This window comes from Ruegeria sp. BA12, from assembly GCF_056539625.1.
This window is the reverse complement of the sequence record NZ_JBQFVF010000008.1, coordinates 25,174-50,322: the sequence shown is the minus strand read 5'-3', so window position 1 is coordinate 50,322 and position 25,149 is coordinate 25,174. Positions and strand designations below refer to the sequence as shown.

Genomic DNA, 25,149 nt, shown 5'->3' with positions numbered 1-25,149 from the left:
TTGCTGACTATGCCTCGTGACTATCTGAAAAAGGCGACGCTGACCCCTGAATCTCATGCGTCCGAAGTGCATGAAACGGTCAAGACCATCCTTGCCGATATCGAGGCAGGTGGCGACGCCAAGGCCATGGAATATGCCGCCAAGTTCGACAAATTCGACGGCAATGTCCTGATGACTCAGGACGAGATTGACGCCGCCATCGCGCTGGTGCCGGAAAAACTGAAGGCTGACATCCGATTTGCCCATGATAACGTGCGCCGCTTTGCGGAAACGCAAAAGGCAACCGTGTCCGATGTTCAGATGGAGATCGTGCCGGGTTTCGTCGCTGGCCAAAAGGCGATCCCGGTGGATGCGGCGGGATGCTATGTGCCTGGTGGCCGGTACAGCCATATCGCCAGCGCGATCATGACGGTCACGACGGCCAAGGTTGCCGGGTGCCGCCATATCACGGCCTGTTCCCCTCCACGCCCTGGTGCAGGGGTGGCCCCGGCGATAGTTTATGCGGCGCATATCTGTGGTGCTGACAGCATTCTGGCCATGGGCGGCGTGCAGGGTGTGGCCGCGATGACCTATGGCCTGTTCGGATTGCCGCGCGCCAATATCCTTGTTGGCCCTGGCAATCAGTTTGTCGCCGAAGCGAAACGTATCCTTTACGGCAAGGTCGGCATCGACATGATCGCAGGGCCTACTGACAGCCTGATCCTTGCCGACAGTTCATCCGATGCGCATGTGGTTGCGACCGATTTGGTCTCTCAGGCTGAACACGGCTACAACTCGCCGGTTTGGCTGGTCACTGATGATCGTGCCCTGGCCGAAAAAGTGATGGAGTTGGTGCCAACGCTTATTGAAGACTTGCCGGAACTGAACCGAGAAAACGCCTCGGCCGCGTGGCGTGACTATGCCGAGGTGATCGTTTGTTCGGATCGTGAAGAAATGGCGGCCTGTTCTGACGAATACGCGCCCGAGCATTTGACCGTTCAGGCCGAAGATCTGGATTGGTGGCTGAATCGGCTGACCTGCTATGGCTCGTTGTTTCTGGGTGAGGAAACGACGGTTTCTTACGGCGATAAGGCGACCGGAACCAACCATGTGCTGCCGACATCGGGTGCCGCCAGTTATACCGGCGGTCTGAGTGTTCACAAGTACATGAAAATCGTCACCTGGCAGAGGGCCACGCGCGAAGGTTCAAAGCCCATTGCTGTGGCAACTGCCCGGATTTCCCGCCTGGAAGGGATGGAGGGGCACGCCCGGGCGGCAGATGTTCGTCTGGCCAAGTATTTTCCTGATGAACAGTTTGACCTGACGTCAGATGGATGACCCCCGATCTCTCTTTGATCTGACGGGGCAGGTGGCCTGCGTGACCGGGGCCAGTTCGGGGCTTGGTCGCCGGGTGGCGGTTGTTCTGGCTGCTGCCGGTGCTCAGGTGGTTGGCGTGGCCCGCCGGGCCGAGGCACTGTCAGATTTGAAACGCGAAATCGGTGAGCGTGCCGAAACCGTGGTTGCCGATGTGGCCGATCGGTCGGTGACAGGGGCGTTGGTGGAACAGATAGGCTCGAAATTCGGATCGCCGGACATTGTTATTCACGCGGCCGGGGTAAACACGCGTGAAGCAGCGGATGATGTCACCGCCGAAGGTTGGGATGCCACGCTCGCGCTGAACCTCAGCGCGCCGTTTTTCCTGAGCCAGGCGATGGTGCCTGCCATGAAGAAACGCGGTTGGGGACGGATTGTGAATTTCGCCTCGCTGCAAACCACACGGGCTTTTCCGGGGGGCATTGCTTATGGTGCAACCAAGGCCGGGATCGGGCAACTAACCCGCGCCATGGCCGAGGCTTGGTCGCCGCACGGGATCACCGCAAACGCCATCGGGCCGGGGTTCTTCCCGACCGAACTGACCCAAGCCGTGTTCGATGATCCCGAACGTGCCGCTCGCAACGCGGCTCAGACTTGTACCCAGCGCAACGGGCGGGTTGAGGATATCGACGGGCCGATCCTGTTTTTGTGCTCGAAGGCCTCAGATTACGTCACCGGGCAGGTGCTGATGGTTGACGGAGGGTTTACGGCGAAATGAAAGCTCTGGTCTATGAAGGTGTAGAACAAGTGGCCTTTCGGGATGTCCCGGATGCTGCGCCGCGGGAAGCCGAACATCTTATCCGGATCGAGGCCGCCGGCATCTGCGGATCGGACATGCACGCCTATCTGGGCCACGATGCACGCCGCCCGGCACCCTTGATCCTTGGGCACGAGGCCGCAGGCACGATTGTAGGCGGCCCACGCGATGGCGCGCGCGTCACCATCAACCCGCTGGTGAGTTGTAGCAAGTGCAGCGCGTGCAAGTCGGGGCGCGAGAACCTGTGCGCCAACCGTCAGATCATTTCAATGCCACCGCGTGAAGGGGCCTTTGCCCAATATGTCGCCATGCCCGCCAGCAATCTGGTCGAAGTACCGGCACATGTGAGCTTTGCAATGGCTGCGCTGGCCGAGCCTCTGGCGGTCAGTTGGCACGCGGTCCGGCTGGGCCTTGAGGCGCTGCATCCCACGATGGATCGCAAAGCGTTGGTGATTGGCGGCGGCGCCATCGGTGTGGCCGCAGCGCTGGCATTGTCTGCGATGGATGTTGATGATGTGGTTATCGTTGAACCCAGCGACGGACGGCGCGCATATTTGCAGAGCACTGGTGCGTTCAACGTGGTCAAAGAGACGATGCAAGACTTCCCCCTTGTGATCGACGCGGTCGGTTTTGCTGCCACTAGGTCCCTGGCCTCAACGATAGTTCAGCCGGGCGGGGTAATTGCCCATGTCGGGCTGGGCGAAGACGCCGGAGGGCTGGATATACGCCGCATGACCTTGCAGGAAATCACTTTTATCGGCACCTATACATATACGGCCGAGGATTTCCGGCAAACCGCGCAGGCCATTTTTGATGGCCGATTGGGTGGTTTGGATTGGGTTGAAGAACGGGCTCTTTCTGAAGGCGCCGAGGCGTTTCGTGACTTGCGCAATGGGGTCGTTGCGGCACCGAAAATCATCCTCATGCCGTGGGCATAGGCCCGGAAGAAACGGAGGGATTCATGTATAAGAAAATTCTGGTTCCAATGGCGTTGGATCACGATATTTCGCAACACACGCTAGAGGTCGCCCGCGCGTTGACCGCCGAGGGTGGCGAGATCGTCGCGCTGCACGTCTATGAGATGCCACAGGGTTCGGTCAGTGCCTATCTGGACAAAGAGATGGTCGCGGAAGGCTTTCGGGCCGCTGCCAGAGTATTGAAAGAAAAGACTGAGGATCTTGAGGGCATCCAGCCCGAGATCGTCAAGGGCCACACCGCCCGGAGCATCATTGACTACGCCAACAGCAATAATTTTGACTGCATCGTCATCGGTTCGCACAAGCCGGGCCTCAGCGACTATTTTCTGGGATCGACCGCGTCGCGCGTCGTCCGTCATGCCGGATGTGCGGTGCATGTGCATCGTGGCATCTGAACCATCAATCGCGCCCCGGGCGCCCCAAACAGGACTGACAGACCGGAAATGAACATAGACAAGAAGATCACAGACGATCTGGTGGCGAACGATATTTCGTTTGTAACCACCGTCCCGTGTAAGCAGCTTGCTGGCGTGATCGAGGAGATCGACGCGCGGGACGAGATTTTCCACATCCCGTCAAACAAGGAAGACGAAGGGATGGGCCTGTGCGCAGGCGCGTGGATGGGCGGTAAGCGCCCGGCCATCATCATGCAGAACACCGCGATTGGAGTGACCATCAACACGCTGGCAACGCTGATCCAGTATTATCGCATGCCGCTGCCTATGCTGATCTCATACCGTGGAGAATTGCGCGAACCCGTTGCCTGTCAGGTGGAAATGGCGGTGCATACCAAGGCCCTGTTGGCGCAGATGAACATCCCGACCTACCACTTTCACCATCAGGCGGATGTCGAGGAATTGGATGCGATCCTGAAATACACCTTCATGTGCAACAAGCCGGTCGCAATCCTGACCGATGCCAATTTCTGGGGAGGCTACGGCGACCAATGATCCGTTCTGAGATTCTGAAAGAAATCGCCCCGATCCTGCGTGATCAACTGGTTGTCTGCAACATCGGTATCCCCAGCCAGGAACTGCACGCCATCGATGATCAGCCGACCAATTTCTATATGCTGGGCACGATGGGGCTGGCCTCATCCATCGGTCTTGGGCTGTCGCTGTCGCAGCCGAAGCCGGTGATCGTTATTGACGGGGATGGTTCGATACTGACCAATCTTGGCACGCTGCCGACCATCGCCAACAACGTGGCCGATAACTATATCCTGCTGATCGTCGACAATGGCTCTTATGGCTCAACCGGGGATCAACCGACCTATGCGGGGCAGAAAACTTCTCTGGCGAAAATGGCCGAGGCTGCCGGGTGCGAACGTGTGATCGAATGCCAGGCCGAAGATACAGGTCGTGTGCTGCAAGAGGCGCTGGATGCCAAACAGATGACCATCATTGTCAGCAAATGCGAAAGCGGGAATGCCAAGATGCCTGTCATCACAATGGATCCGGTAGTCATCCGTGACCGCTTTATGAAGGCCGTTCAGGCTTGATCCCAAGCAATGCGATCCACAGCGCAGAAGACGCTCGCCGCATTTCGCGGCGGCGTCTGCCGTGGATGGTATTCGACTATATTGACGGCGCGGCGGGGCTTGGAACCGGCGCGGCCCGCAACCGTGCCGCCCTGGACGCTATGACAATACGCCCGCGGGTGTTGCGGGACGTCAGCGAACGGTCTCTGGCGACCGAAGTCTTCGGCCAGCCCACACAACGCCCCTTCGGTATCGCGCCAATGGGCATGTGTAACCTGTCCGCACCCGGGGCAGATCTGATGCTGGCCCGTCTGGCCGCGCGGTATTCCGTGCCCTTGGGCGTGTCCACGGTCGCTTCGACGTCGATGGAGGAGATTATTGTCGAAGCCGAAGGCAACGCCTGGTTCCAGCTTTATTTCAGCGGCGACGGCTCGGGCACGTTCAAGCTGGTCGATCGCGCCCGCGCTGCAGGTTACGAGACGCTGGTGCTGACCGTGGATGTTCCCGAGGTCGGGCGGCGCCCACGTGAGCTGCGCCATGGGTTCAAGATGCCCTTTCGGATCGGCCCACGCCAATTCGTGGACTTTGCCCTGCATCCGAAGTGGTCCCTTTCAACCCTGATGGCAGGTAAACCTCAGATGGCGAACTTTCTGACTGAGGGTTACGAGTTCGACCGCACCGAAAGCCGCGCAAAGGCAACATGGGAGACGCTGGCCCGTCTGCGCGATCAATGGGAGGGCAAGCTGGTCGTCAAAGGTGTGCTAGACCCCGAGGACGCGCTGGCCGTGAAAGCAGCGGGCGCTGATGCCCTTCAGGTCTCAAGCCATGGCGCGCGGCAATTGGACAGCGCCCCGGCGGCGATTGAAGCGCTGCGAGAGATACGCACCGCCGTGGGCAACGAATACCCGTTGTTCTATGACAGCGGGTTGCAGTCCGGTGAGGACGCCATAAAGGCCTTATCCGCGGGTGCGGATTATGTGTTCTTTGGCCGCATCCTGCAATTTGCCATGTCCGCCGCAGGCGAGGCGGGCCTGCAGCAGCTTTGGGATGTGTTGAGCGAAGAATTCAGCATCACCATGGCCCAAATCGGAGTGACATCCGTTGGTGAACTGAAGGATTGACCGCTCGGATCACCTTTCGCGTTCCAATAGCTGTCCGTACCCGGGGATGGGTTCATCGATATTCAACAGTTGCAACGCCTGAAACAGCATCGCCTGGTTCGAGCTGATCACCGGTTTCCCAACCGCGTCTTCCAGCCGGGCTATGACCTCGACGCTGCGCATGTCGGTGCAGGACAGAACCAGCGCGTCGACCTCGGGGTGATCAGCCCCGCGGCCCAGTTCGAATACGGCATCCGGCTCCAACGCCCCCTGGCCTTCATTGCCAAGCGGTTCAGACACTTCCGAGCGTTGGATCGTGTCCACCCCCAGCTTGCCCAGAAAAGCAATTGCCATGTCGTTGATCGCCGGAACATAGGGCGAGGCGAAACCGATACGCTTGGCCCCCAAGGTGGACAACGCATGGACCAACGCCCCTGCTGCGGTCACCGTCTTGGCCCCGCTATCGGCGCTGATGCGGTTGGCCAGATCTCGGTCGAACTCGGGGCCATGAGTCAGCGTGGCCGAGGTGCATCCGTAAAAGACAACGTCCGGCTTGGTTCCCATCAACAGGCGCAAAGGCTCATCCAAGTCGGCGGCCCCTAGATCGTGCATCTGGGATTCGTCGGGGATTTCGTCCTCGTCATACCCACCCAATCTGGCTACGTGCAGTGAAACGCCTGCCGGGGACATCAGGGCCAGGTCAGGCTCAAAATTGGTGTTGGTGAAGGGCACCAGCAGGCCGAACCGGGCCCGCCCTCTGGAAGCTGTCATATCTGTCCCTCCTGTTTCCATTGCGTCAGGATTTCTATCGCTTTGACCAGCGCCGCCTGCGGACCGACGGTCATGCGCAGGGTATGAGGCAGGCCCGCGCCGCCTTGCGGGCGCAGGAACACGCCCTCGGACCGCAACCTTTGATCCGCGCTTGCTGCGGCTTCGGTGCTGCCCATGTTGAGCAGCACAAAGTTGGTGAAACTGGGATAAGGCGCGAACCCGGCCTGTTTCAACTGGGCCGTTGCCTGATCCCGCAAGCTTGCGGTGATCGCGCAGGTTTCGCGCATATAGGCATCGTCCCGCACGGCTGCCGCTGCAGCGATTTGGGCGCTGGCCGGGACGTTGTTCGGGTTCATCACTTTACGCAACTCTCTGGCGATGGCAGATGGAAACAGACCCCACCCGACGCGAAACCCCGCCATGCCGTAGGCTTTTGAAAACGTGCGTAAAACGACTGTGTTTCCGCCCTGAACCAGATCGAAACACCGCTCGCCCAGGTGATCAGAAAATTCGCCATACGCTTCATCGATCACCAACAGAATGTCAGGCCGCAGGCCCTGACGCAGGCGGACAAGTTCGGCTTTCGGAATGCGCGTGCCGGTCGGGTTGCCGGGGTTTGCGACAAAGACGATCCCGGTATCCGGTTGGACCGCGGCAAGCATGGCGTCGACACTGACGACGGCATCTACTTCGGCGGCAGGGTCGAACCGCGCGTTTGTCACCTGCGCCACCGTTTGAAAGAACGGATAGGCATGGGCGGGCGCCAACACCGCCCGGTCTGGCCCTGCGAACACGCGCGCCAGGCATCCGATCAGGTCGAGCGATCCGTTGCCGCACAAAATACCATCGGGATCTATTCCGTGCAGTTCGGCCAGTGCGTGCCGCAGGTCCGTCCAGTCCGGATCGGGATAGAGCATCGAGCTGCCCAACGCCTGCGCTGCCGCCTCGGTCGCCTTGGGGCTGGGCGGGCGCAGGCTTTCATTTTGCGACAGCGAGATCAGGGTTTTGCCCTCGGGCGCGTCAAGGTTGGCCAGCGCATAAGGGGACATGCACGCAATATGCGGGTGCGGTTGGGTCATATTTGCCTCCGATACTGGGTTCGGGCCATCGCCTCGCTGACAAGGCCCGCGCGGACGTCGCTTTGCACCGCCTCCTCCGGGCGTTCCTCGGGCAGGCCAAAGCCACCCCCACCCGGAGTTTCAAAGATCAGCGTTTCACCGGCCTTGATCCGAACCTCACCTTTGCCCGGCAGTTGGCGGTTTTCCGGCATCACGGTGATGCGACCGGGCGCGCCGTCCAACCCGCCTTCTCGGCCGTTGGCTGGGTTCTTGATCCGCTCGACCGACAGGAACAGCATCAAATCCTGATCCTTGGACGCGCTGAGTTCGATATGCTGCCCCAGACCGCCGCGCAGACGCCCGGCGCCACCGGAATCGGGCCGCAGTTCACGACGGTGAAAAAGCACAGGGGCAACCGCCTCGGTGGTTTCGACCTGACTGCCCCAAACGCCGCTGGGAAAGGCCGTGGCCGACAAACCGTCCAGCCCGGGGCGTGCGCCTGTGCCGCCATTGAACACCAATTCCAACGCAAACTGGTCATCGCCCCGGTCGATCGCTTCCGGCGCGTGGCGCAGGGGCAGATCGTACATGCATGATGCCCCCTCGGCCGGAACCTTTTCAGGCAGGGCCTGCGACAGGCAGCCATAGACCAGGTCGGGGGTCATCTGCCCCAACGTATGCCGCATCGCCACCGGTGCCGGAGGTTGCGCGTTCAGGATACAACCCTCGGGGCCCGTCACCCGAAACGGATCGAGCGAACCCGCATTGTTCGGGATATCCGCCCCGATGATGCAACGTAGGGCAAAGACGGAATAGGCGGTTGCATAGTTCAGTGGCACGTTGATCCCTTTACCCACACAGGCCGCTGTGCCGTCGAAGTCCAGCAACAGGTGATCATCGGCGATGGTCAGCGCTGCGTGCAGCTCGATCTCTTTGTCGTAACCATCTACTTTCAGCACGTGTTGCCATGTGCCCTTGGGCAGGCCGGCGATGGCCTCTAACGTGCCGCGACGTGACGTTTCGATGATGTAATCGGACAGCGCGCTCAGGTCGGTGATGCCAAATTCCTGCATCATCTGAACCAGCCTTGTTGACCCGGCCTCGCAACAGGCGATCAGGGCATAAATGTCGCCCTCGTTGGCGATGGGTTCGCGAGAGTTGGCTTTGACGATCTCAAGCACCAGCGCGTTGACTTCGCCTTGGCTGACCAGTTTGCAGGGGGGGATCAGCAGCCCTTCGTCATAGATATCCGACCCTTCCGGCCCCATGCCCAACCCGCCGAGATCGACCAGATGCGAGGTGCAGGCTGTATAGCCGATAACAGTGTCGCCGAAGAACACGGGCATCATCAGCAAAAAGTCGTTCAGGTGACCCGAGGCAATCCAAGGATCGTTGGTCATATAGATGTCGCCGGGTTTCATATTGGTTTGGGCAAATCTGGCGCGCAGGGTTTTGACCGCCTCGGCCATGGTGTTGATATGTCCAGGCGTGCCGGTGACAGCTTGTGCCAGCATCCGGCCCTGCATGTCGAATATCCCGGCCGAGATATCGCCGCATTCGCGCACAATGGGGCTGAAGGCCGCGCGGATCAGCGCCTGACCCTGTTCCTCGACCACGGCCAGAAGTCGGTTCCACATCACTTGCAGGCGTGTATCTGATTGGATCATCCCTGTGCCTCCTCTTGCCGCGTCAGCCAGATATTGCCCTGGCCATCCACGGTTGCGCTGAAATCTGCGCTAACAAATGTGGTCGTTTGTGCCTCGACAATCAGCGCCGGACCGCTGAGCGCGGCTCCGGACGTCAGGTCGGTGCGGTTGTAGACGCCTGCGGCGCGCCATTCTCCGGTGACGTCGCACAGGATCTGGCGCTGTTCGGTGGTTTCTGCCTGTTGATGGGCCGGGTTGTCGGGATAAGGTTCATGCGCAGGTGCGGGCGATGAAACAGACAGCCCCCAGTTCAGAATCTCGATCGTCATGCCGGGCACGATCCGGCTGAATTGTCGGCTGTATTCCGTCTCAAAAGCTTGCCTCAGCGCGTCGAGGTCCGAGGCGGCCATAGCCCGATCCGGCAGACGGATTTCGATCTCATGCCCTTGCCCGTAATATCGCATATAGGCGATCCGGCGTTGCAGCAATTCGCCCTCGGGCGCACCGGCGCGAACAACCTGTTCCGCTTCGGCCTGCATACCATCGAAGAACCGGTTCAACCCGTCGATATCCAAGCTGTCCAACCGGGCATAGCGTGACCGGATGACCTCGTACGAAACCGGCGCGAACAGAAATCCAACAGCTGAGCCGACGCCCGGGTCACGCGGGATCAGAACGCGCCGCATCTGGGCGCGACGGGCCACACGGGTGGCGTGCAGTGGACCGTTGCCGCCAAACGCGATCATAAGCCGATTGCCAAGGTCCTTGCCGGATTCGACCGCGTGCATACGACCTGCGCTGGCCATGCTTTCGTCGACAATCTCACTGACCGCAAAGGCGGCCTGATCGGGGTTAAGGCTCAAAGGGTCGCCCACATCTTTCGCCATCGCCTGTTGCGCTGCGCTCTGATCGATCTGCAGCCGTCCTTCGGCAAAGCGCCCAGGCTCGATCAGACCCAGCGTCAGATCGGCATCGGTGACGGTGGGGTTTTCCCCGCCCTTTCCAAAGGCTGCCGGGCCGGGGTCTGATCCCGCGCTATGGGGGCCGACCTGAATGCGGCCTAGACGGTCGACGCTGGCGATGGAACCGCCCCCAGCGCCGATTTCGATCATCTCGATCACAGGTATCCGAACCGGCATGCCTGAGCCTTTGATAAAGCGTTTGGCCCGCGAGATTTCGAACTTGCGCGCGGTCTGAGGGCGGTACTCGTCGATCAGGCACAGCTTGGCCGTGGTGCCGCCCATGTCAAAGGACAGCACGTCCGCCTCTCCAGTGGCCTCGGCGATGCGAGCGGCGAGAACGGCGCCACCGGCGGGGCCGGATTCGACCAGACGGATCGGTAGCCGGGCAGCGGTGTCGAGCGTGGTCATGCCGCCGCCTGCCGTCATCATCAGGATCGGGCAGGTTAATCCCATCTGCCGAAAGCGCGCCTCAAAATCCTGCAGATATCCGGCCATGAGCGGCTGCACGTAGGCATTGGCAATGGTGGTACACAGCCGGTCGAACTCGCGCGCTTCGGGGCTGACCTCGTGGCTGAGTGAGATGACCAAATCGGGCATATGCAGCGCCAGCAGATCGCGCAGGGCCAGTTCGTGTGCAGGGTTGGCATAGGCGTGCAGCAGGCAGATGGCGACGGCCTCGACCTCAAGCGCCGTCAGTTCGTCCACCAAAGGCGCGATGGCCGCAGCGTCCAACGGTTCCAGTTCCTGCCCGTTGACGTCCATGCGCCCACCGATGGTCAGCGAATGGGTACGCGGCACGATCAGGTCGGGTTTGACCAGATCAATCGCATATTGGCTGTAGCGCCGTTCATAAGCGATTTCGAGGATATCCCGGAACCCTCGCGTGGTTATGGTGGCGGTCGCGGCCCCGCGCCGTTCGATCAACGCATTGGTGGCCAGCGTGGTGCCATGAATGAAACCGGTTACCCGATGCCAATCGGCACCAGCGGCTTCAAGCACATGCGTGGCACCCGCAACGGCACCAAGGGCAGGGCGATGTGGAGTGGTGGGAGTTTTGGTGGTTGCCACCACCTGCGATGCGCTGTTCAGCAGGACGGTATCAGTAAACGTACCGCCGATATCGATTGCCATGCGCAATCCATCTGGTTGGATCATTTGGGTATCAGCCTGAAAAGGTGGAACAAACCCGAAGCCGGGTCAGATGATAACGGTCTGTCCCCGCGGGTTAGACGACCAGATCGCACCCGGTGTCGCGACGCATCATCGGTTGTCGAAGGGTGGCTGTCACAGCTTCGGTTCCTTATCCTCTGATGCCTAGAACATTGAGTGAGGAATGCCCCATCCGTCAACAAATCTTTCGGCCCCCATGAATTTGGTTCCATTCCAATATTGTGATATGACGTAGGGTAAGGTGCATCTTATTCTCAAGTATTCCTAAATTTCATCTCAGGGGGGGAAGTTATGAAATTCAGCCATACTACACGCAGTGTTCTGATTGGTGCGGGCCTGATACTGGCAGGTCTGTCGCCTGCATTGTCGCAGGACCGCGAGGAAAGCCAGGGCATGGTGCTGCTGCGCGGGCTGCCGACGCTGGATACGAGTCACAGTATCGCAATCATTGAGCTGGACCCGGAGTCGGATCGGTTCGGAGAAATCCTCAGCGAGGTTGAACAGCCTGAGATGGAGCATCCCTTGCACCATCTGTATTACAGCCCGAATGGCAGGCTCTATGCCACGGGGCTTGATCCCTCGTGCAGCCTGGCCGAGGTCGGGTTGGCCCGCGATGCGGGCGGTGCGCCGGTAATTTCGGGCTTTACCTGTCTGGATACGCAGGGACAGATGGTGGGTGAAGACATCATGTGGGCCAATTCGAACGGTCAGGAATACATGTTCGTGACCTTCATGGGCGGAACCGGCGGCGATGATGGCGGTTCGGTGGGCGTTTTTGATCCACAGACGAATGAGGTCGTAAAAGTGATCGAAGCCCGCAAAAGCCAGGTGGGCGAAGGCGCGCCCTATATCATGTATCCGCATGGTATCTCGGCTTTTGAGGACCGCATGGTCGTGACCTCGACCGTGCATCCGGATCTGGCCACCGGTGTTGGCAACATGTTGACGATCATTGATCTGAACGCGCTGGAGCCCATTGAAAACATCGTGGTTGAGAAAGAAAAGCCGCTGGACTTTCCGTCCTCTCCGGTCGAGGTGCTGTTTGCCCGCCCGGGCATCCATCCAGATATCGAACCGGCCATTCTGGCCAATACAATGTTCGGGTTCGAGACGTGGAAAGTACCTTATGACGCCAGTTCCAAGAGTTTTGGTGAGGCCGAAGTGATCTATAGCGGTGTTGCCAATGAAACGGCTGTACCTCTGGAATTCTACGGCACCGAGGATGAGCTGTTCATCTCGCATGCCCTCCCGGGTGTGGTGAAACGCTATGAATTGGCCGCGTTGCCCGAGCTGGTGCCCAGCGGGCCGGATATCGTCGCCGATCCGGGGGCGCATCATATGATCTTTTTCACCTCGGCTTCGGGGCGCGATTTGATTGCCGTTCAGAACAATCTGCTGAATCTGGGCAACGGGGCTGAAGATGATCCGACCGATGTGGATTTCATCGCCGATCTGGCCAGCCATACGATCTCGGTTCATGATCTGGAGACCGGAGAGCGTCTGGCCACGATTGATTTCAAAGAGCGTTACAACAAGGGAGTGGATAACCTCGAAGGACTGTTCGGCTCGGGGTTTGTTCACCACCACTGACGGCCGTTGGGGGGGCGGAATGCGTTGGGTTGTGTTGATCCTGGCCGCCGCAGGGATTGCGGTGGCTGGTTGGATGGTCTGGGATCGGATGCGCGGCCCGACGGTAACGCCCATTGCCGATTTCTCAGCCCCTTTTGTGTTCGGGCGGTTTGCCGTTCCGCCCGACAACCCGCTGACGCAAGAGGCGTTCACGTTGGGCCGGCACCTGTTCTATGACCCCATCCTGTCGGGCAACAATGAGGTGTCCTGCGCAACCTGTCACGTGCAGGAATTGGCGTTTACCGATGGGCTGGCAAAGTCGCCGACATTGTCCGGGGGTGAGCTGGACTTTAGTTCGATGAGCCTCGCCAATTTGCTTTGGGGGCAGGAGAGGTTTTTCTGGAACGGCCGTGCGACCTCGTTGGAAGAGCAGGCTTTGATGCCGATCCAACATCCGGATGAGATGGGGCAGGATATCGATGCGCTGATGGAGGAGCTTCAGGCCTCAGGGTCTTATCGCAAGATGTTTCGTCAGGCCTATGGTGCGGTAACGCCCGAAAATACAGCCAAGGCGCTGGCGACTTTCATGCGGCTTTTGATCTCGTCAAACTCGAAATACGATCAATACCTACGGGGTGAGGTCCGGCTGACCGCGCAGGAAGAACATGGGCGCAAGCTGTTCATGGCGCATCCCGATACCAAGGTGTCCCTGAGGGGCGGCAATTGCATCGATTGCCACAGTCAGTTCCTGACCTCGGGCTTTCGCGATGCGCTGGACGGGTTTTCCAACAACGGGCTGGATCCGGATGAGACCTTGCCCGACGGTCTGATGGCGGTGACGGGCAACCCGGCGCATAAGGGGTTTTTCAAGGTTCCGACCCTGCGCAACATCGCCGTCACAGCTCCCTACATGCATGACGGTCGGTTCGACACGCTGGAGGATGTAATGGACCATTACAACGATGGTATCGTGGTCAGCGATACACTCAGCCCGTTGATCCTTGAGGCCGACAACGCGCCCGAGGCGGGGCAGGAAACGGTGGGCCTGCGCATGACGCCCGATGAAATCCAGGCCATCATCGCCTTCCTGCACACTCTGACGGATGAGGCGTTTATGACCAACCCGCAGTTTTCCAACCCGTTCGAGGGAGGGTCGTGATGCGTCCGATCATTGTAATTTCAGCCTTGGTGGTCCTGATCGCGGGGTGGTTCGTGCTGAACCCGGGGCAAAACAAAGCCACGCCGATCACGCTGACATTCCACGCCCAGATGGGGGATGAGCCTCTGATCTATGATCAATTCATCTATGAAAATCCGGGCGGGCAGGGTCAGTTCAGGGTTCGCGACTTCAGGTTCTACCTCAGCAACCTGTCTTTCGGGCACGGGGATGAGACCTATGCCGAACCCGAAAGTTATCATTTGCTGCGCTTTGACAATGCGGACAGCGCGCATTCGATCACCTTGCCTGCCGTGCCATTGCCATCGATTGAAACTGTGCGGTTTTTGATCGGTGTCGACCCGGCTGCGAACAGTTCGATTGAGGTGCGCGGGGATCTGGACCCCAACAGTCAGATGGCCTGGAATTGGGAGGTCGGGTACAAATTTGTCGTGTTCGAAGGGGCGCTGCAAGTGGGTGGGGACGTGTCCCCCCTGGTCTATCACGTGGGGTTTTCCGAGAACGCGCGCGAGGTCGAATTTTTAGTTCCGGCGGAGGTTTTGGCAGACGGAAAGCAAGAGGTTCATCTGACCGTCGATCTGGCGAAACTATTCGACAATGCGGCACAGATCGACATGCAGGCGCTGCCCTCGGTCAAGTTCAACCGCGCTGATGCCGAGGTGCTGGCCAACAACTATGCCAACATGATCGCGCCGAGTTTCTGAGGGTGTTCAATCCAACTAAGGGTGGTTTTTCAGGAACATCGGGCCGCCGCGCCAGCGTGGAAAGCCATAACCGTTGACCATGACCACGTCGATATCCTCGGGGCGCCGCGCTATGCCTTCCGTCAAAAGGGCCTGCGCCTCGGTCTGCATAGTGGTCAGAATGCGCTGGATGATCTCGGTGTCGGATATCGGAGTGCGCGCGATCTTCTTGCGCGCGGATTCGGCCAGAACAAGGTTTTCCACCCATTGCGATGGGGTCGCTTTGTCGTCCGCGTAATCGTACCAACCTTGGCTAGCCTTGCGCCCGAAACGTCCCGCCTCACACAGCTTGTCGGCAATGTGAACATAGCGCTGGGCGGGGTCGCGGGTCGCAGCTTGGCTTTTGCGCTTGGCCCATCTGATGTCGAGGCCCGCAAGGTCCTGCATTTCAAACACCCCCATGGGAAAGCCAAAATCGCGCATCGCCTGATCAACGTCCCAAGGCAGGGCGCCGTCTTCGACCATGTATTCGCATTCACGTCGATAGGCAGACATGATGCGGTTGCCGATAAACCCGTCACATACACCGGCGGGCACGGCGATCTTTCCAAGCTTACGCGACAGCGCAAACCCTGTGGCAACAACGGATGAGGCGGCATTGTCTGGGATGATGACCTCAACCAGTTTCATGATGTGCGCGGGTGAGAAAAAGTGCAGGCCGATCACACGTTCGGGGTGTCTGGTTTGGGCGGCCATGGCGCTGATATTCAGATAAGACGTGTTGCTGGCTAGAATGGCGTCGCGCCGGATATGCTTATCAAGCTCCTGAAACACCTGCGCTTTCAGCTCCATGTCCTCGAATACGGCCTCGATGATCAGATCGGTTTCGGTCAGAGCCTTGAATGTGGTCGTGGTTGATAAAGCGGCGGTCAGAGCCTCCTGCTTGCCTTGGTCAATCAGGCCGCGCTTTCTGCTGTTGTCTAGGATGGCTGTGATGCGACCTTGCCCGGCTGCACGGGCAGCGTCGTCCCGTTCAGCCAAGGTCACTGGCAGCCCTGCCAGCAGGCAGGCGGCGGCGATCCCGGCCCCCATGGTGCCCCCACCAATCACGCCGATGCTTGTGAGCGGATGGGGTTCCATGTCCTTCAGTTCGGACAGTTTTGACGCTGATCGTTCAGCAAAGAAGATGTAGCGCAAGGCCGCGCTTTGCGGGTCGGATTTCAGGGTCAAAAACGTCTCACGCTCTTGAAACAGAGCTTGATCCGCGGGCAGATCGAGCGCGGCTTGCACGGCCCTTGCTGCTGCGGCAGGCGCATGTGCGCCGCGCGCTTTTGTGATGATGCGGGTCTTTGCTGCTTCCCAAGCTGTTAAGTCCATAACTGGTTTGGCGTTCCGGTGCCGCAATGCAGTTCTAGGCCGAACGTTTGCGGCCGACCGGGCCAGCGCACTGGCACAGGCCATCAGGTCACCGTCGGCGATACCGTCAATCAGACCTAGGTTCAGCGCCGTCATAGCAGAGATCGGCTTACCGCTGGTCACCATGTTCAGCGCCTCAAGCGGGTCGATCAGGCGCGGTAGTCGAACGGTGCCGCCCGCGCCAGGGATCAGGCCCAGCGTTACCTCGGGCAGGCCAAACCTGGTGCTGCGCAGCGCCACGCGGTGACTGCACCCAAGCGCGATCTCAAGTCCACCGCCAAGGACAGAACCGTGCAGTGCCGCGACCCAGGGCTTTATTGTGTCTTCAATCGCCTGGATGACGTCCGGCAGGTGGGGTTCCATTGGCGACTTGTCAAACTCGCGTACATCCGCACCAGCAGTGAATGTCCGACCTTCAGCGCACAGTATGACGGCCTTGGCAGAAGTGTTCGCTTCGGTCTCGGCAATGGCTGCCAACAGCCCCGCGCGCACTGCCTGACTGGCTGCGTTCACAGGCGGGTTGTCGATCGTCACAACCGCCAAATCGTCCTTTGTTTCGACACGCACCACCATCCGGCCACCCGACGTTTTGGAGAATAATTGAAAGCGTAACTTCTCGCAAAAAAACTTCAAGCATAAAATATTTTAACTTGAAGGGATCAGCGACTCGGTCTAGCGTTTCAGGTATTCAGACGGATGAGGGGAAGTTTAGCGATGCGCATTGCTTGCCTTGGCGGCGGACCGGCGGGTCTTTATTTCGGGATTTCGATGAAGCTTCGAAATCCGGCGGCCGAGATTGAGGTGATCGAGCGCAACCGACCCGATGACACCTTTGGCTGGGGCGTCGTTTTGTCCGATGAAACGTTGGACAATCTGGCGGTCAACGATCCGATCAGCGCTGAGAGAATTCGGGAACAGTTTGCCTATTGGGACGATGTGGCGCTGGTTCACAAAGGCCAGCGCACTGTGTCTGGCGGGCATGGGTTCTGCGGCATCGGGCGCAAGCAGCTGTTGCTGATCCTGCAGGCCCGCGCCCGCGAATTGGATGTGAAGATGCGGTTCGAAACCGAGGCTGCATCCGCCTTGGACTATATGGCCAACTATGACGTCGTCATTGCGTCGGACGGGCTGAATTCGAAAACCCGCGCCGAGTTTTCAGATGTGTTCAAACCGGATATCGACCAGCGCCTGTGTCAGTTTGTGTGGCTGGGAACGCACCAGAAATTCGACGACGCCTTTACCTTTATCTTCGAGAAGACCGATAAGGGCTGGGTTTGGGCCCATGCCTATCAATTCGATCCAGACACCGCGACTTTCATTGTCGAATGCACACAAGAGACATTCGATGCCTATGGCTTTGACAAGATGAGCCAGCAGGACTCGATTGCCGTTTGCCAAGACATCTTCAAGGATCATCTGGGCGGGCATGCTCTGATGACTAATGCCAACCATATCCGTGGCTCAGCCTGGCTGCGGTTTCCGCGCGTGCTGTGTGAGAAATGGAGCCACGACAACGTCGTTTTGCTGGGGGATGCTGCGGCTACGGCGCATTTCTCGATCGGGTCGGGAACCAAATTGGCGTTGGAAAGCGCGATTGCGCTGGCCGAGTATATTCACAGCGAAGACACGCTTGAGGCTGCCTTTGCCCGTTATGAAGACGAACGGCGGCTCGAAGTACTGCGACTGCAATCGGCGGCGCGGAACTCGGTTGAGTGGTTCGAGGATGTTGAACGCTATCTGGATCTGGATTCCGTGCAGCTGAACTATTCCATGCTGACCCGGTCGCAACGGATCAGCCATGAAAACCTGCGCGAACGCGATGCCGGGTGGCTGGGCCGGGCCGAGGCCTGGTTCATGGCGCAAGCGGGGGTCGGGATCAACGCTCCCGCCCGCGCGCCCATGTTTGCGCCATTCCGTCTGCGTGGGATGGAGTTGAAGAACCGGATCGTGGTCTCACCCATGGCACAGTACAAGGCCGTGGATGGCTGCCCGACCGACTGGCATCTGATCCACTATGGCGAGCGCGCCAAGGGCGGGGCAGGGCTGGTCTATACCGAGATGACTTGTGTCAGTGCCGATGGTCGCATCTCGCCAGGTTGTCCCGGTCTGTATGCGCCCGAGCATGAGGCGGCATGGCGCCGCCTGACCGATTTCGTCCACACCGAGACCGACGCCAAGATTTGCTGCCAAATCGGTCATGCCGGGCGCAAAGGATCGACGCGCATCGGGTGGGAGGGCATGGATCAGCCGTTGGAGGAAGGCAACTGGGCCCTGATTTCCGCCTCGGCCATTGCGTGGTCAGACGACAACGCCATACCCAAAGCGATGGATCGGTGGGATATGGATCGCGTCATGGCTGAGTTCGCAGCAGCCGCCCAAATGGCTGATCGCGCCGGGTTCGACATGATAGAACTGCACGCGGCTCATGGGTATCTGATCTCGTCCTTCATTTCTCCGCTTTCAAACACACGAGACGACGACTATGGCGGCAGTTTGGAAAACCGCATGCGTTACCCGCTTGAGGTGTTCGCGGCCATGCGCGCGGTCTGGCCCGAGGCCAAGCCGATGGCAGTGCGTATATCGGCCAGTGACTGGGCGGGTGAAAACGGCATCACACCGGAAGAGGCCGTTGAGATCGCGGCGATGTTCGAGGCGGCGGGGGCGGATATCGTGGATGTGTCCGCAGGCCAGACCTCGACACAGGCGCAGCCGATTTATGGGCGGATGTTCCAGACCCCATTCTCGGACCGTATCCGCAATGAACGTGGCATCAAGACAATGGCAGTTGGCAACATCTACGAGGCCGACCACGTCAATTCGATCTTGATGGCAGGGCGCGCCGATCTGGTCTGTCTGGCCAGACCGCATCTGAACGACCCTTATTGGACCTTGCACGCAGCCACGGCGCTGGGCGACCGGCAGGAGATCTGGCCAAAACCCTATGAGGCTGGGCGCGATCAGGCCTGGCGTCTGGCCGACCGCGACGCAGAAATGGCAGGTAAGGTATGAGTCACGTAGTCATATCAGGCGGTGGCACCGGGGTCGGTGCAGCGATTGCGAAGACGCTTGCTGAGGATGGCGTGGCGATCACTCTTTTAGGTCGGACCGAGGCTACCTTGCAACAGCAGGGCCTACCTTTCGAAGTCTGCGATGTGACCGACACGGTGCAAGTACAGGCCGCTTTCGAGTCCGCCCGCGCCCAACGCGGCCCGGTCACGGCGGTCATCGCCAATGCAGGCGCGGCGCATTCGGTGCCGTTTGCCAAAATGACGGCGGATGACCTGCGCGGCATGACCGAGGTCAACTTGATCGGTGTGTTCAACGTCTGGCAGGCCGGGCTGGCAGACATGCAGACGGCGGGCGCCGGGCGTCTGGTCGCCATCGCCTCGACAGCGGGATTGAAAGGCTATCCTTACGTCTCTGGTTATTGCGCCGCGAAACACGGGGTTATCGGCCTTACCCGCGCGCTGGCAGTTGAACTGGCCCCGACCGGGATCACCGTCAACGCCGTGTGCCCCGGTTTTGTAGACACGCCGATGCTGGAACGTTCGATCGAAACCATCGTCGAAAAAACGGGGATGAGCGCAGAGGACGCCGCCGCCTCGCTTCACCGGGGCAACCCCCAACGCCGGTTTATCGAAACGGATGAGGTCGCCAGCGCAGTGAAATGGCTGTGCTCGGACGCTGCGAAATCCGTGAACGGACACACGCTCAGCCTTTCGGGAGGTGAATTATGACCCCGACCCTTGCACACCCCCCGCTTGAGGATGCCTCGAAAGAACGGCTACGTCTGTGGTTGCGTCTGTTGAAAACCACCCGAGGTATCGAGGCCAAACTGCGTGAGAATTTCCGGGCCGAGTTCGACACGACCTTGCCCCGGTTCGACGTGATGGCAGCGCTCTCGCGCTTTGAGGGCGGCCTGAAAATGAGCGAGATTTCGGGCGTGCTGCGCGTCTCCAATGGCAACGTGACCGGGATCGTGGACCGGCTGGCTGACGATGGTCTGCTGGTGCGGGTGCCGGTGCCCGGAGACCGCCGCGCCCATCGCGTGTGTATGACCCAAAAGGGTCGCGCGGAATTCGCCCGCCAGGCCGCTGCGCATGAGGCATGGATCGCCGATATGCTGGGCCAATTCTCGGCCGAGGATGCAAGGACGCTCACCACCGAATTCAGCCTGCCGGAGGAGCCTAATGATCCGTGACGTCAAACATTTCCAGTGTGAGGTGCAGGACCGCGTTGCCACGGTCAGCTTGGACCGGCCTGAGCGGAAAAACCCGCTGACCTTCGACAGCTATGCCGAGCTGCGCGACTGGTTTCGCGATCTGGTCTATGTCGATGATGTGGACGCCGTGGTCTTTGCGTCGAATGGTGGCAATTTTAGCTCAGGTGGCGATGTGCATGACATCATCGGCCCGCTGACCCGCATGAATATGAAAGAGTTGTTGGCCTTTACCCGCATGACCGGCGATCTGGTCAAGGCGATGGTGAATTGCGGTAAGCCGGTGATTGCGGCGGTGGACGGTATCTGCGTTGGGGCTGGAGCAATCATCGCCATGGCATCCGATCTGCGTATCGCCACACCACAGGCGAAATGCGCCTTTCTGTTCACACGGGTTGGGCTGGCTGGTTGTGACATGGGAGCCTGTGCCATCTTGCCCCGTATCATCGGGCAGGGGCGGGCGGCAGAGCTGCTCTATACCGGGCGGTCTATGAGCGCCGAGGAGGGGCTTGGCTGGGGGTTCTACAACAGCGTGGTCGAGGCGGATCAGCTTGAGGGCGCGGCGCAGAACATGGCCCGGCGTATCTCTGCGGGACCGAATTTCGCGCATATGATGACCAAAACCATGTTGGCGCAGGAATGGTCCATGTCGATCGAACAGGCCATCGAAGCCGAGGCACAAGCGCAGGCCATCTGCATGCAGTCCGGCGATTTTGAGCGTGCCTACAACGCCTTTGTCGCCAAAGAAAAACCAGAGTTCGAGGGGGATTGATGGCAGATCGCAGCTTCCTGTCATGGCCATTTTTCGAGCCACGCCACCGCAGCTGGGCCGCGCGAGTCGAAGAGGTCGTGCAGGAGCTAAAGGTCGACCACGCGGACACGGATGCCGCCTGCCGCGCGCTGGTGCGCGACTTGGGTGCGGCGGGGCTGCTGCAGCCAACTGCGGATGAAGACGGCCAGTTGGATGTGCGGACTTTGTGTCTGACCCGGGAAATCCTTGCCCGGTATGATGGGTTAGCCGATTTTTCCTTTGCCATGCAGGGCCTTGGCACCGGTGCGATTTCCCTGTTCGGCTCACCCCAGCAAAAGGCCGAATGGTTGCCAAAAACGCGCAGCGGGCAGGCGATTTCAGCCTTTGCGCTGACCGAGCCACAGTCAGGATCGGATGTGGCGAATTCTACTATGACCGCAATACGAGATGGCGATCACTATGTTCTGAACGGCGAAAAGACTTGGATATCGAACGGGGGCCTTGCCGATGTCTACACACTGTTCGCCCGCTCGGGCGAGGCGCCGGGTGCTAAGGGATTGTCTGCCTTTGTGGTAACACCCGACTTGCCGGGGTTTGAGGTTGCCGAACAGCTGCACACCATCGCTCCGCATCCGCTGGCGACACTGCGGTTTTCTGATACGCGTATCCCAGCGTCGGCGATGATCGGCGCGCCCGGTGCCGGGTTCAAGATCGCCATGTCAGTGCTGGATGTGTTCCGCTCGACCGTGGCGGCAGCGGCCTTGGGGTTCGCCCGGTGCGCGTTGGATGAGGCGTTGACGCGGGTCAGTACCCGGCATGTGCAAGGCGCCCCGCTGTTCGATCTGCAGATGGTGCAAGGTCACATCGCCGATATGGCGCTGGACGTCGATGCGGCGGCGCTGCTGGTCTACCGCGCCGCCTGGACCAAAGACAGTGGGGCACCACGGATCACACGTGAGGCCGCAATGGCCAAGCTTTTTGCCACCGACCACGCGCAGCAGGTCATCGACAAGGCGGTACAGCTGTTCGGCGGTGATGGTGTCCGATCGGGCATGCCGGTCGAGGCGCTGTACCGTGAAATCCGGGCGTTGCGCATCTACGAGGGTGCCTCGGACGTTCAGAAAGTGGTCATCGCCCGTCAGGCAATGGCCGCGCATAGGGAGGGGAAGTGATGTTGGGACCGTCCGCACATATCGATACGTTCAGCCGCGATAGCTTGCCGTCCGAGGAGCAGTGGCCAGATTTTCTGTTGGACGGGTTCGACTATCCCGACCTTCTGAATGCTGCGTATGAGCTGACTGATGCGATGGTGGACAAGGGGTTTGGCGACAACATCGCCCTGATCGGAAATGGGCGGCAGCGGACCTATAAAGAGCTGACCGACTGGACCAACCGTCTGGCGCACGTGCTGGTCGAAGATCTGGGGGTACAGCCCGGTAACCGGGTGTTGATCCGGTCGGCAAATAACCCGGCCATGGTGGCCTGCTGGCTGGCCGCGACCAAAGCTGGGGCCGTAGTCGTCAACACCATGCCCATGCTGCGGGCGGGAGAGTTGACCAAACATGTGGACAAGGCCGAGATCCAGTTCGCCCTCTGCGATACGCGTTTGATGGAGGAAATGGAAACCTGCGCACAGGATAGCCGGTCCCTAGAGCGCGTCGTGGGGTTCGACGGCACCTCAAACCACGATGCCGAACTTGATCGTCTGGCGCTGGAAAAACCGGTTCAGTTCGAATGCGTGCAAACGGGTCGCGATGACGTTGCCCTTCTGGGATTCACCTCAGGTTCGACCGGAGAGCCCAAGGCCACGATGCACTTTCACCGCGATCTGATGATCATCGCCGATGGTTATGCGCGCGAGGTTCTGAACGTGCAGCCTGAGGACGTCTTTGTCGGGTCCCCTCCATTGGCATTCACTTTCGGGCTGGGTGGACTGGCGGTGTTTCCACTGCGATTTGGGGCAACGGCGACCTTGCTGGAACAAGCCTCTCCCTCCGGTATGATCGAGATCATCGAGAAGTATAAAGCCACCGTCTGTTTCACAGCTCCAACCGCCTATCGGGTCATGTTGCAAGCGATGGAGGACGGGGCCGATCTGTCCAGCCTGCGCGCTGCCGTTTCGGCGGGCGAGACGTTGCCCAAACCCGTCTATGACGACTGGATTGCACGTACAGGCAAGCCGATGCTCGATGGCATCGGGGCCACGGAATTGCTGCATATCTTCATCTCAAACCGGTTCGACGATCACCGGCCCGCTTGCACCGGAAGGTCGGTCAAAGGGTACGAAGCGAAGGTTTTGAACCGCGACGGGACCGAGGCCAAAACGGGCGACATTGGCCGATTGGCGGTGCGAGGCCCGACCGGCTGCCGATATCTGAATGATGATCGTCAAAAGGATTATGTTCACGACGGCTGGAACATCACCGGCGACAGTTTCTATCAGGACGAAGGCGGCTATTTCCATTTCGCGGCACGCAATGACGATATGATCGTCTCGGCCGGTTACAACATCGCAGGCCCCGAGGTCGAAGCCGCGCTGCTGGCGCATGAGGCTGTTCTGGAATGCGCCGTGATCGGTGCCCCAGACCCGGATCGGGGCGAAATTGTCGAGGCGCATGTCGTGCTGACCGAAGGTGCTGTGGCAGAGGATAGCCTGCGCGAGGCGCTGCAAACTCATGTTAAATCCGTCATCGCGCCCTACAAATACCCACGCTCGATCCGGTTCTGCGACGCGTTGCCAAAGACCGCGACGGGAAAAATTCAGCGCTTCAGGTTGAAATCCCCCTCGACGAACGGGGCGTGATCGGTGTGAATAGCGGCATAACAAAAAAGAACGCCCTGTCAGGGGCATAGGCTGAACGCGGGGAAGATTGGCAAAAGGCGCGTTCGAAAGACCAACGAAGGGAGATGAAGATGAAAAAGTTTCTAGCGGCCGCTGCGGTTTCCGCGCTGTGCGCCACCGGTGCGGTGGCCGAGGTTAAGGTCGGGATGATCACTACGCTGTCTGGTGGCGGGGCCGGGTTGGGCATCGATGTGCGGGACGGGTTCATGCTGGCCATCACGCAATCGGGCCGCGACGATATTGAGGTTGTAATCGAAGACGACCAGCGCAAGCCCGACATCGCCGTGCAATTGTCGGACAAGATGATCCAATCCGAACGGGTCGATGTGATGACCGGTATCATCTGGTCCAACCTTGCCATGGCGGTTGTGCCTGCGGCGGTGAACCAGAACGTATTCTATCTGTCGCCCAATGCGGGCCCGTCTCCCTTGGCCGGGAAAGGTTGCCATCAGAACTATTTCAACGTCGCCTGGCAGAACGACAACCTGCACGAGGCTGCGGGGGCCTATGCCAACGGTGCGGGCTACAAGAACAGCTTTATCTTGGCCCCAAACTATCCGGCTGGTGTGGATGCTCTGACAGGCTACAAACGGTTCTTCGAAGGCGATCTGGCCGGTGAAATTTATACCGAACTGGGACAGACCGACTATGCCGCCGAGATTGCTCAGATCCGGGCCAGCGATGCGGATAGCGTGTTCTTCTTCCTGCCAGGCGGTATGGGGATTTCCTTCCTCAAGCAATATGCCGACAGTGGGATCGACCTGCCCGTGGTCGGTCCGGCCTTCAGCTTTGATCAGGGCATCCTGCAGGCAGTTGGTGATGCGGCGATGGGGGTGGTGAACACCTCGCAGTGGAACAAGGATATCGACAACCCGACCAATGCGGCGTTTGTGGAAAGCTTTCAGGCGGAATACGGACGTCTGCCTTCGCTCTACGCAAGCCAAGGGTTTGACACCGCCAATCTGCTGCTGTCGGCGCTGGACAAGGCCGACCCGTCAGATGCCGATGCTTTCCGTGAGGCGCTGCGAGCGGCCGAGTTCGACAGCACCCGCGGCGATTTCAGCTTTGGCCCAAACCATCACCCGGTTCAGACCATCTATGCGCGTGAAGTGATCAAGGAAGGTGACGTATTCACCAACAAGATCCTCGGCGTTGCGCTGGAAAACCACTCTGACGCTTATGCGGCCGAGTGCAAAATGTAACTGACCCTCTGCCTGC

22 protein-coding genes are annotated in these 25,149 nt (G+C 59.7%); 17 read left to right on the top strand and 5 right to left on the bottom strand.

What is annotated here, in order from left to right; translation table 11 throughout:
* The first annotated feature begins 9 nt into the window (after nucleotides 1-9).
* Genes hisD through ACR0B0_RS15035 form a run of 7 tightly spaced genes read left to right on the top strand, consistent with a single transcriptional unit; the run spans nucleotide 10 to nucleotide 5,688 of the window.
* Entirely contained in the window at nucleotides 10-1,317 is a 1,308-nt protein-coding gene (hisD, locus tag ACR0B0_RS15065) for a histidinol dehydrogenase (RefSeq protein WP_170350910.1), read from the top strand.
* Nucleotides 1,310-2,071, top strand: a complete 762-nt coding sequence (locus tag ACR0B0_RS15060) for an SDR family NAD(P)-dependent oxidoreductase (RefSeq protein ID WP_170350911.1) — start codon at nucleotides 1,310-1,312, stop codon at nucleotides 2,069-2,071. The genes hisD and ACR0B0_RS15060 overlap by 8 nt, the downstream gene beginning before the upstream one ends.
* Nucleotides 2,068-3,048 (top strand): alcohol dehydrogenase catalytic domain-containing protein, encoded by a 981-nt coding sequence (locus ACR0B0_RS15055; RefSeq protein WP_480648495.1) that lies wholly within the window; start codon nucleotides 2,068-2,070, stop codon nucleotides 3,046-3,048. The genes ACR0B0_RS15060 and ACR0B0_RS15055 overlap by 4 nt, the downstream gene beginning before the upstream one ends.
* Nucleotides 3,049-3,071: 23 nt before the next feature.
* Entirely contained in the window at nucleotides 3,072-3,482 is a 411-nt protein-coding gene (locus tag ACR0B0_RS15050; RefSeq protein WP_170350913.1) for a universal stress protein, read from the top strand.
* 48 nt (nucleotides 3,483-3,530) lie between these two features.
* Complete coding sequence (comD, locus tag ACR0B0_RS15045; RefSeq protein WP_170362110.1) at nucleotides 3,531-4,037, top strand: sulfopyruvate decarboxylase subunit alpha; 507 nt, start codon at nucleotides 3,531-3,533, stop codon at nucleotides 4,035-4,037.
* The gene (gene comE / locus ACR0B0_RS15040; RefSeq protein WP_170350915.1) at nucleotides 4,034-4,588 is read left to right on the top strand and encodes a sulfopyruvate decarboxylase subunit beta; all 555 of its coding nucleotides are present in this window, start codon (nucleotides 4,034-4,036) and stop codon (nucleotides 4,586-4,588) included. The genes comD and comE overlap by 4 nt, the downstream gene beginning before the upstream one ends.
* Complete coding sequence (locus ACR0B0_RS15035; protein WP_480648624.1) at nucleotides 4,588-5,688, top strand: alpha-hydroxy acid oxidase; 1,101 nt, start codon at nucleotides 4,588-4,590, stop codon at nucleotides 5,686-5,688. The genes comE and ACR0B0_RS15035 overlap by 1 nt, the downstream gene beginning before the upstream one ends.
* Nucleotides 5,689-5,697: 9 nt before the next feature.
* On the opposite strand, the gene ACR0B0_RS15030 is transcribed toward ACR0B0_RS15035, so the two are convergent.
* Genes ACR0B0_RS15030 through ACR0B0_RS15015 form a run of 4 tightly spaced genes read right to left on the bottom strand, consistent with a single transcriptional unit; the run spans nucleotide 5,698 to nucleotide 11,259 of the window.
* Nucleotides 5,698-6,438 (bottom strand): maleate cis-trans isomerase family protein, encoded by a 741-nt coding sequence (locus ACR0B0_RS15030; protein ID WP_480638948.1) that lies wholly within the window; start codon nucleotides 6,436-6,438, stop codon nucleotides 5,698-5,700.
* Complete coding sequence (locus ACR0B0_RS15025) at nucleotides 6,435-7,517, bottom strand: pyridoxal phosphate-dependent aminotransferase (protein ID WP_480648492.1); 1,083 nt, start codon at nucleotides 7,515-7,517, stop codon at nucleotides 6,435-6,437. The genes ACR0B0_RS15030 and ACR0B0_RS15025 overlap by 4 nt, the downstream gene beginning before the upstream one ends.
* On the bottom strand, nucleotides 7,514-9,163 hold the full coding sequence (locus ACR0B0_RS15020) for a hydantoinase B/oxoprolinase family protein (protein ID WP_480648490.1): 1,650 nt from the start codon (nucleotides 9,161-9,163) through the stop codon (nucleotides 7,514-7,516). The genes ACR0B0_RS15025 and ACR0B0_RS15020 overlap by 4 nt, the downstream gene beginning before the upstream one ends.
* Nucleotides 9,160-11,259 carry a hydantoinase/oxoprolinase family protein gene (locus tag ACR0B0_RS15015; protein WP_480648488.1) on the bottom strand — a complete coding sequence of 700 codons (2,100 nt, stop codon included), beginning with the start codon at nucleotides 11,257-11,259 and terminating at the stop codon, nucleotides 9,160-9,162. The genes ACR0B0_RS15020 and ACR0B0_RS15015 overlap by 4 nt, the downstream gene beginning before the upstream one ends.
* 306 nt (nucleotides 11,260-11,565) lie before the next feature.
* Between ACR0B0_RS15015 and ACR0B0_RS15010 the strand changes: the two genes are divergently transcribed.
* Genes ACR0B0_RS15010 through ACR0B0_RS15000 form a run of 3 tightly spaced genes read left to right on the top strand, consistent with a single transcriptional unit; the run spans nucleotide 11,566 to nucleotide 14,724 of the window.
* Nucleotides 11,566-12,864 (top strand): hypothetical protein, encoded by a 1,299-nt coding sequence (locus tag ACR0B0_RS15010; RefSeq protein ID WP_170350920.1) that lies wholly within the window; start codon nucleotides 11,566-11,568, stop codon nucleotides 12,862-12,864.
* Nucleotides 12,865-12,883: 19 nt separating this feature from the next.
* Nucleotides 12,884-14,002, top strand: a complete 1,119-nt coding sequence (locus tag ACR0B0_RS15005; protein ID WP_480648486.1) for a cytochrome-c peroxidase — start codon at nucleotides 12,884-12,886, stop codon at nucleotides 14,000-14,002.
* On the top strand, nucleotides 14,002-14,724 hold the full coding sequence (locus ACR0B0_RS15000; RefSeq protein WP_480648484.1) for an MbnP family protein: 723 nt from the start codon (nucleotides 14,002-14,004) through the stop codon (nucleotides 14,722-14,724). The genes ACR0B0_RS15005 and ACR0B0_RS15000 overlap by 1 nt, the downstream gene beginning before the upstream one ends.
* A gap of 15 nt (nucleotides 14,725-14,739) precedes the next feature.
* Here ACR0B0_RS15000 and ACR0B0_RS14995 read toward each other — a convergent pair whose 3' ends face one another.
* Nucleotides 14,740-16,692, bottom strand: coding sequence for a 3-hydroxyacyl-CoA dehydrogenase NAD-binding domain-containing protein (locus tag ACR0B0_RS14995; protein WP_480648482.1), 1,953 nt, complete (start codon nucleotides 16,690-16,692; stop codon nucleotides 14,740-14,742).
* A gap of 141 nt (nucleotides 16,693-16,833) precedes the next feature.
* On the opposite strand from ACR0B0_RS14995, the gene ACR0B0_RS14990 reads away from it, so the two are divergent.
* The 7 genes from ACR0B0_RS14990 (at nucleotide 16,834) to ACR0B0_RS14960 (ending at nucleotide 25,133) form a co-directional block, all read left to right on the top strand.
* Nucleotides 16,834-19,128, top strand: coding sequence for a bifunctional salicylyl-CoA 5-hydroxylase/oxidoreductase (locus ACR0B0_RS14990; protein ID WP_480648480.1), 2,295 nt, complete (start codon nucleotides 16,834-16,836; stop codon nucleotides 19,126-19,128).
* The gene (locus ACR0B0_RS14985) at nucleotides 19,125-19,856 is read left to right on the top strand and encodes an SDR family NAD(P)-dependent oxidoreductase (protein ID WP_480648478.1); all 732 of its coding nucleotides are present in this window, start codon (nucleotides 19,125-19,127) and stop codon (nucleotides 19,854-19,856) included. Before ACR0B0_RS14990 ends, ACR0B0_RS14985 begins: the two co-directional genes overlap by 4 nt.
* The gene (locus tag ACR0B0_RS14980) at nucleotides 19,853-20,320 is read left to right on the top strand and encodes a MarR family winged helix-turn-helix transcriptional regulator (RefSeq protein WP_170350925.1); all 468 of its coding nucleotides are present in this window, start codon (nucleotides 19,853-19,855) and stop codon (nucleotides 20,318-20,320) included. Before ACR0B0_RS14985 ends, ACR0B0_RS14980 begins: the two co-directional genes overlap by 4 nt.
* Nucleotides 20,310-21,110 (top strand): enoyl-CoA hydratase family protein, encoded by an 801-nt coding sequence (locus tag ACR0B0_RS14975; RefSeq protein WP_170362121.1) that lies wholly within the window; start codon nucleotides 20,310-20,312, stop codon nucleotides 21,108-21,110. Before ACR0B0_RS14980 ends, ACR0B0_RS14975 begins: the two co-directional genes overlap by 11 nt.
* On the top strand, nucleotides 21,110-22,261 hold the full coding sequence (locus ACR0B0_RS14970; RefSeq protein WP_480648476.1) for an acyl-CoA dehydrogenase family protein: 1,152 nt from the start codon (nucleotides 21,110-21,112) through the stop codon (nucleotides 22,259-22,261). The genes ACR0B0_RS14975 and ACR0B0_RS14970 overlap by 1 nt, the downstream gene beginning before the upstream one ends.
* A complete protein-coding gene (locus tag ACR0B0_RS14965) occupies nucleotides 22,261-23,892 on the top strand; it encodes an AMP-binding protein (protein WP_480648474.1) in 1,632 nt (543 codons plus the stop codon). Before ACR0B0_RS14970 ends, ACR0B0_RS14965 begins: the two co-directional genes overlap by 1 nt.
* Nucleotides 23,893-24,002: 110 nt before the next feature.
* Nucleotides 24,003-25,133: an ABC transporter substrate-binding protein gene (locus ACR0B0_RS14960; protein ID WP_480648472.1), complete on the top strand. Its 1,131-nt coding sequence runs from the start codon at nucleotides 24,003-24,005 to the stop codon at nucleotides 25,131-25,133.
* Nucleotides 25,134-25,149: the final 16 nt, after the last annotated feature.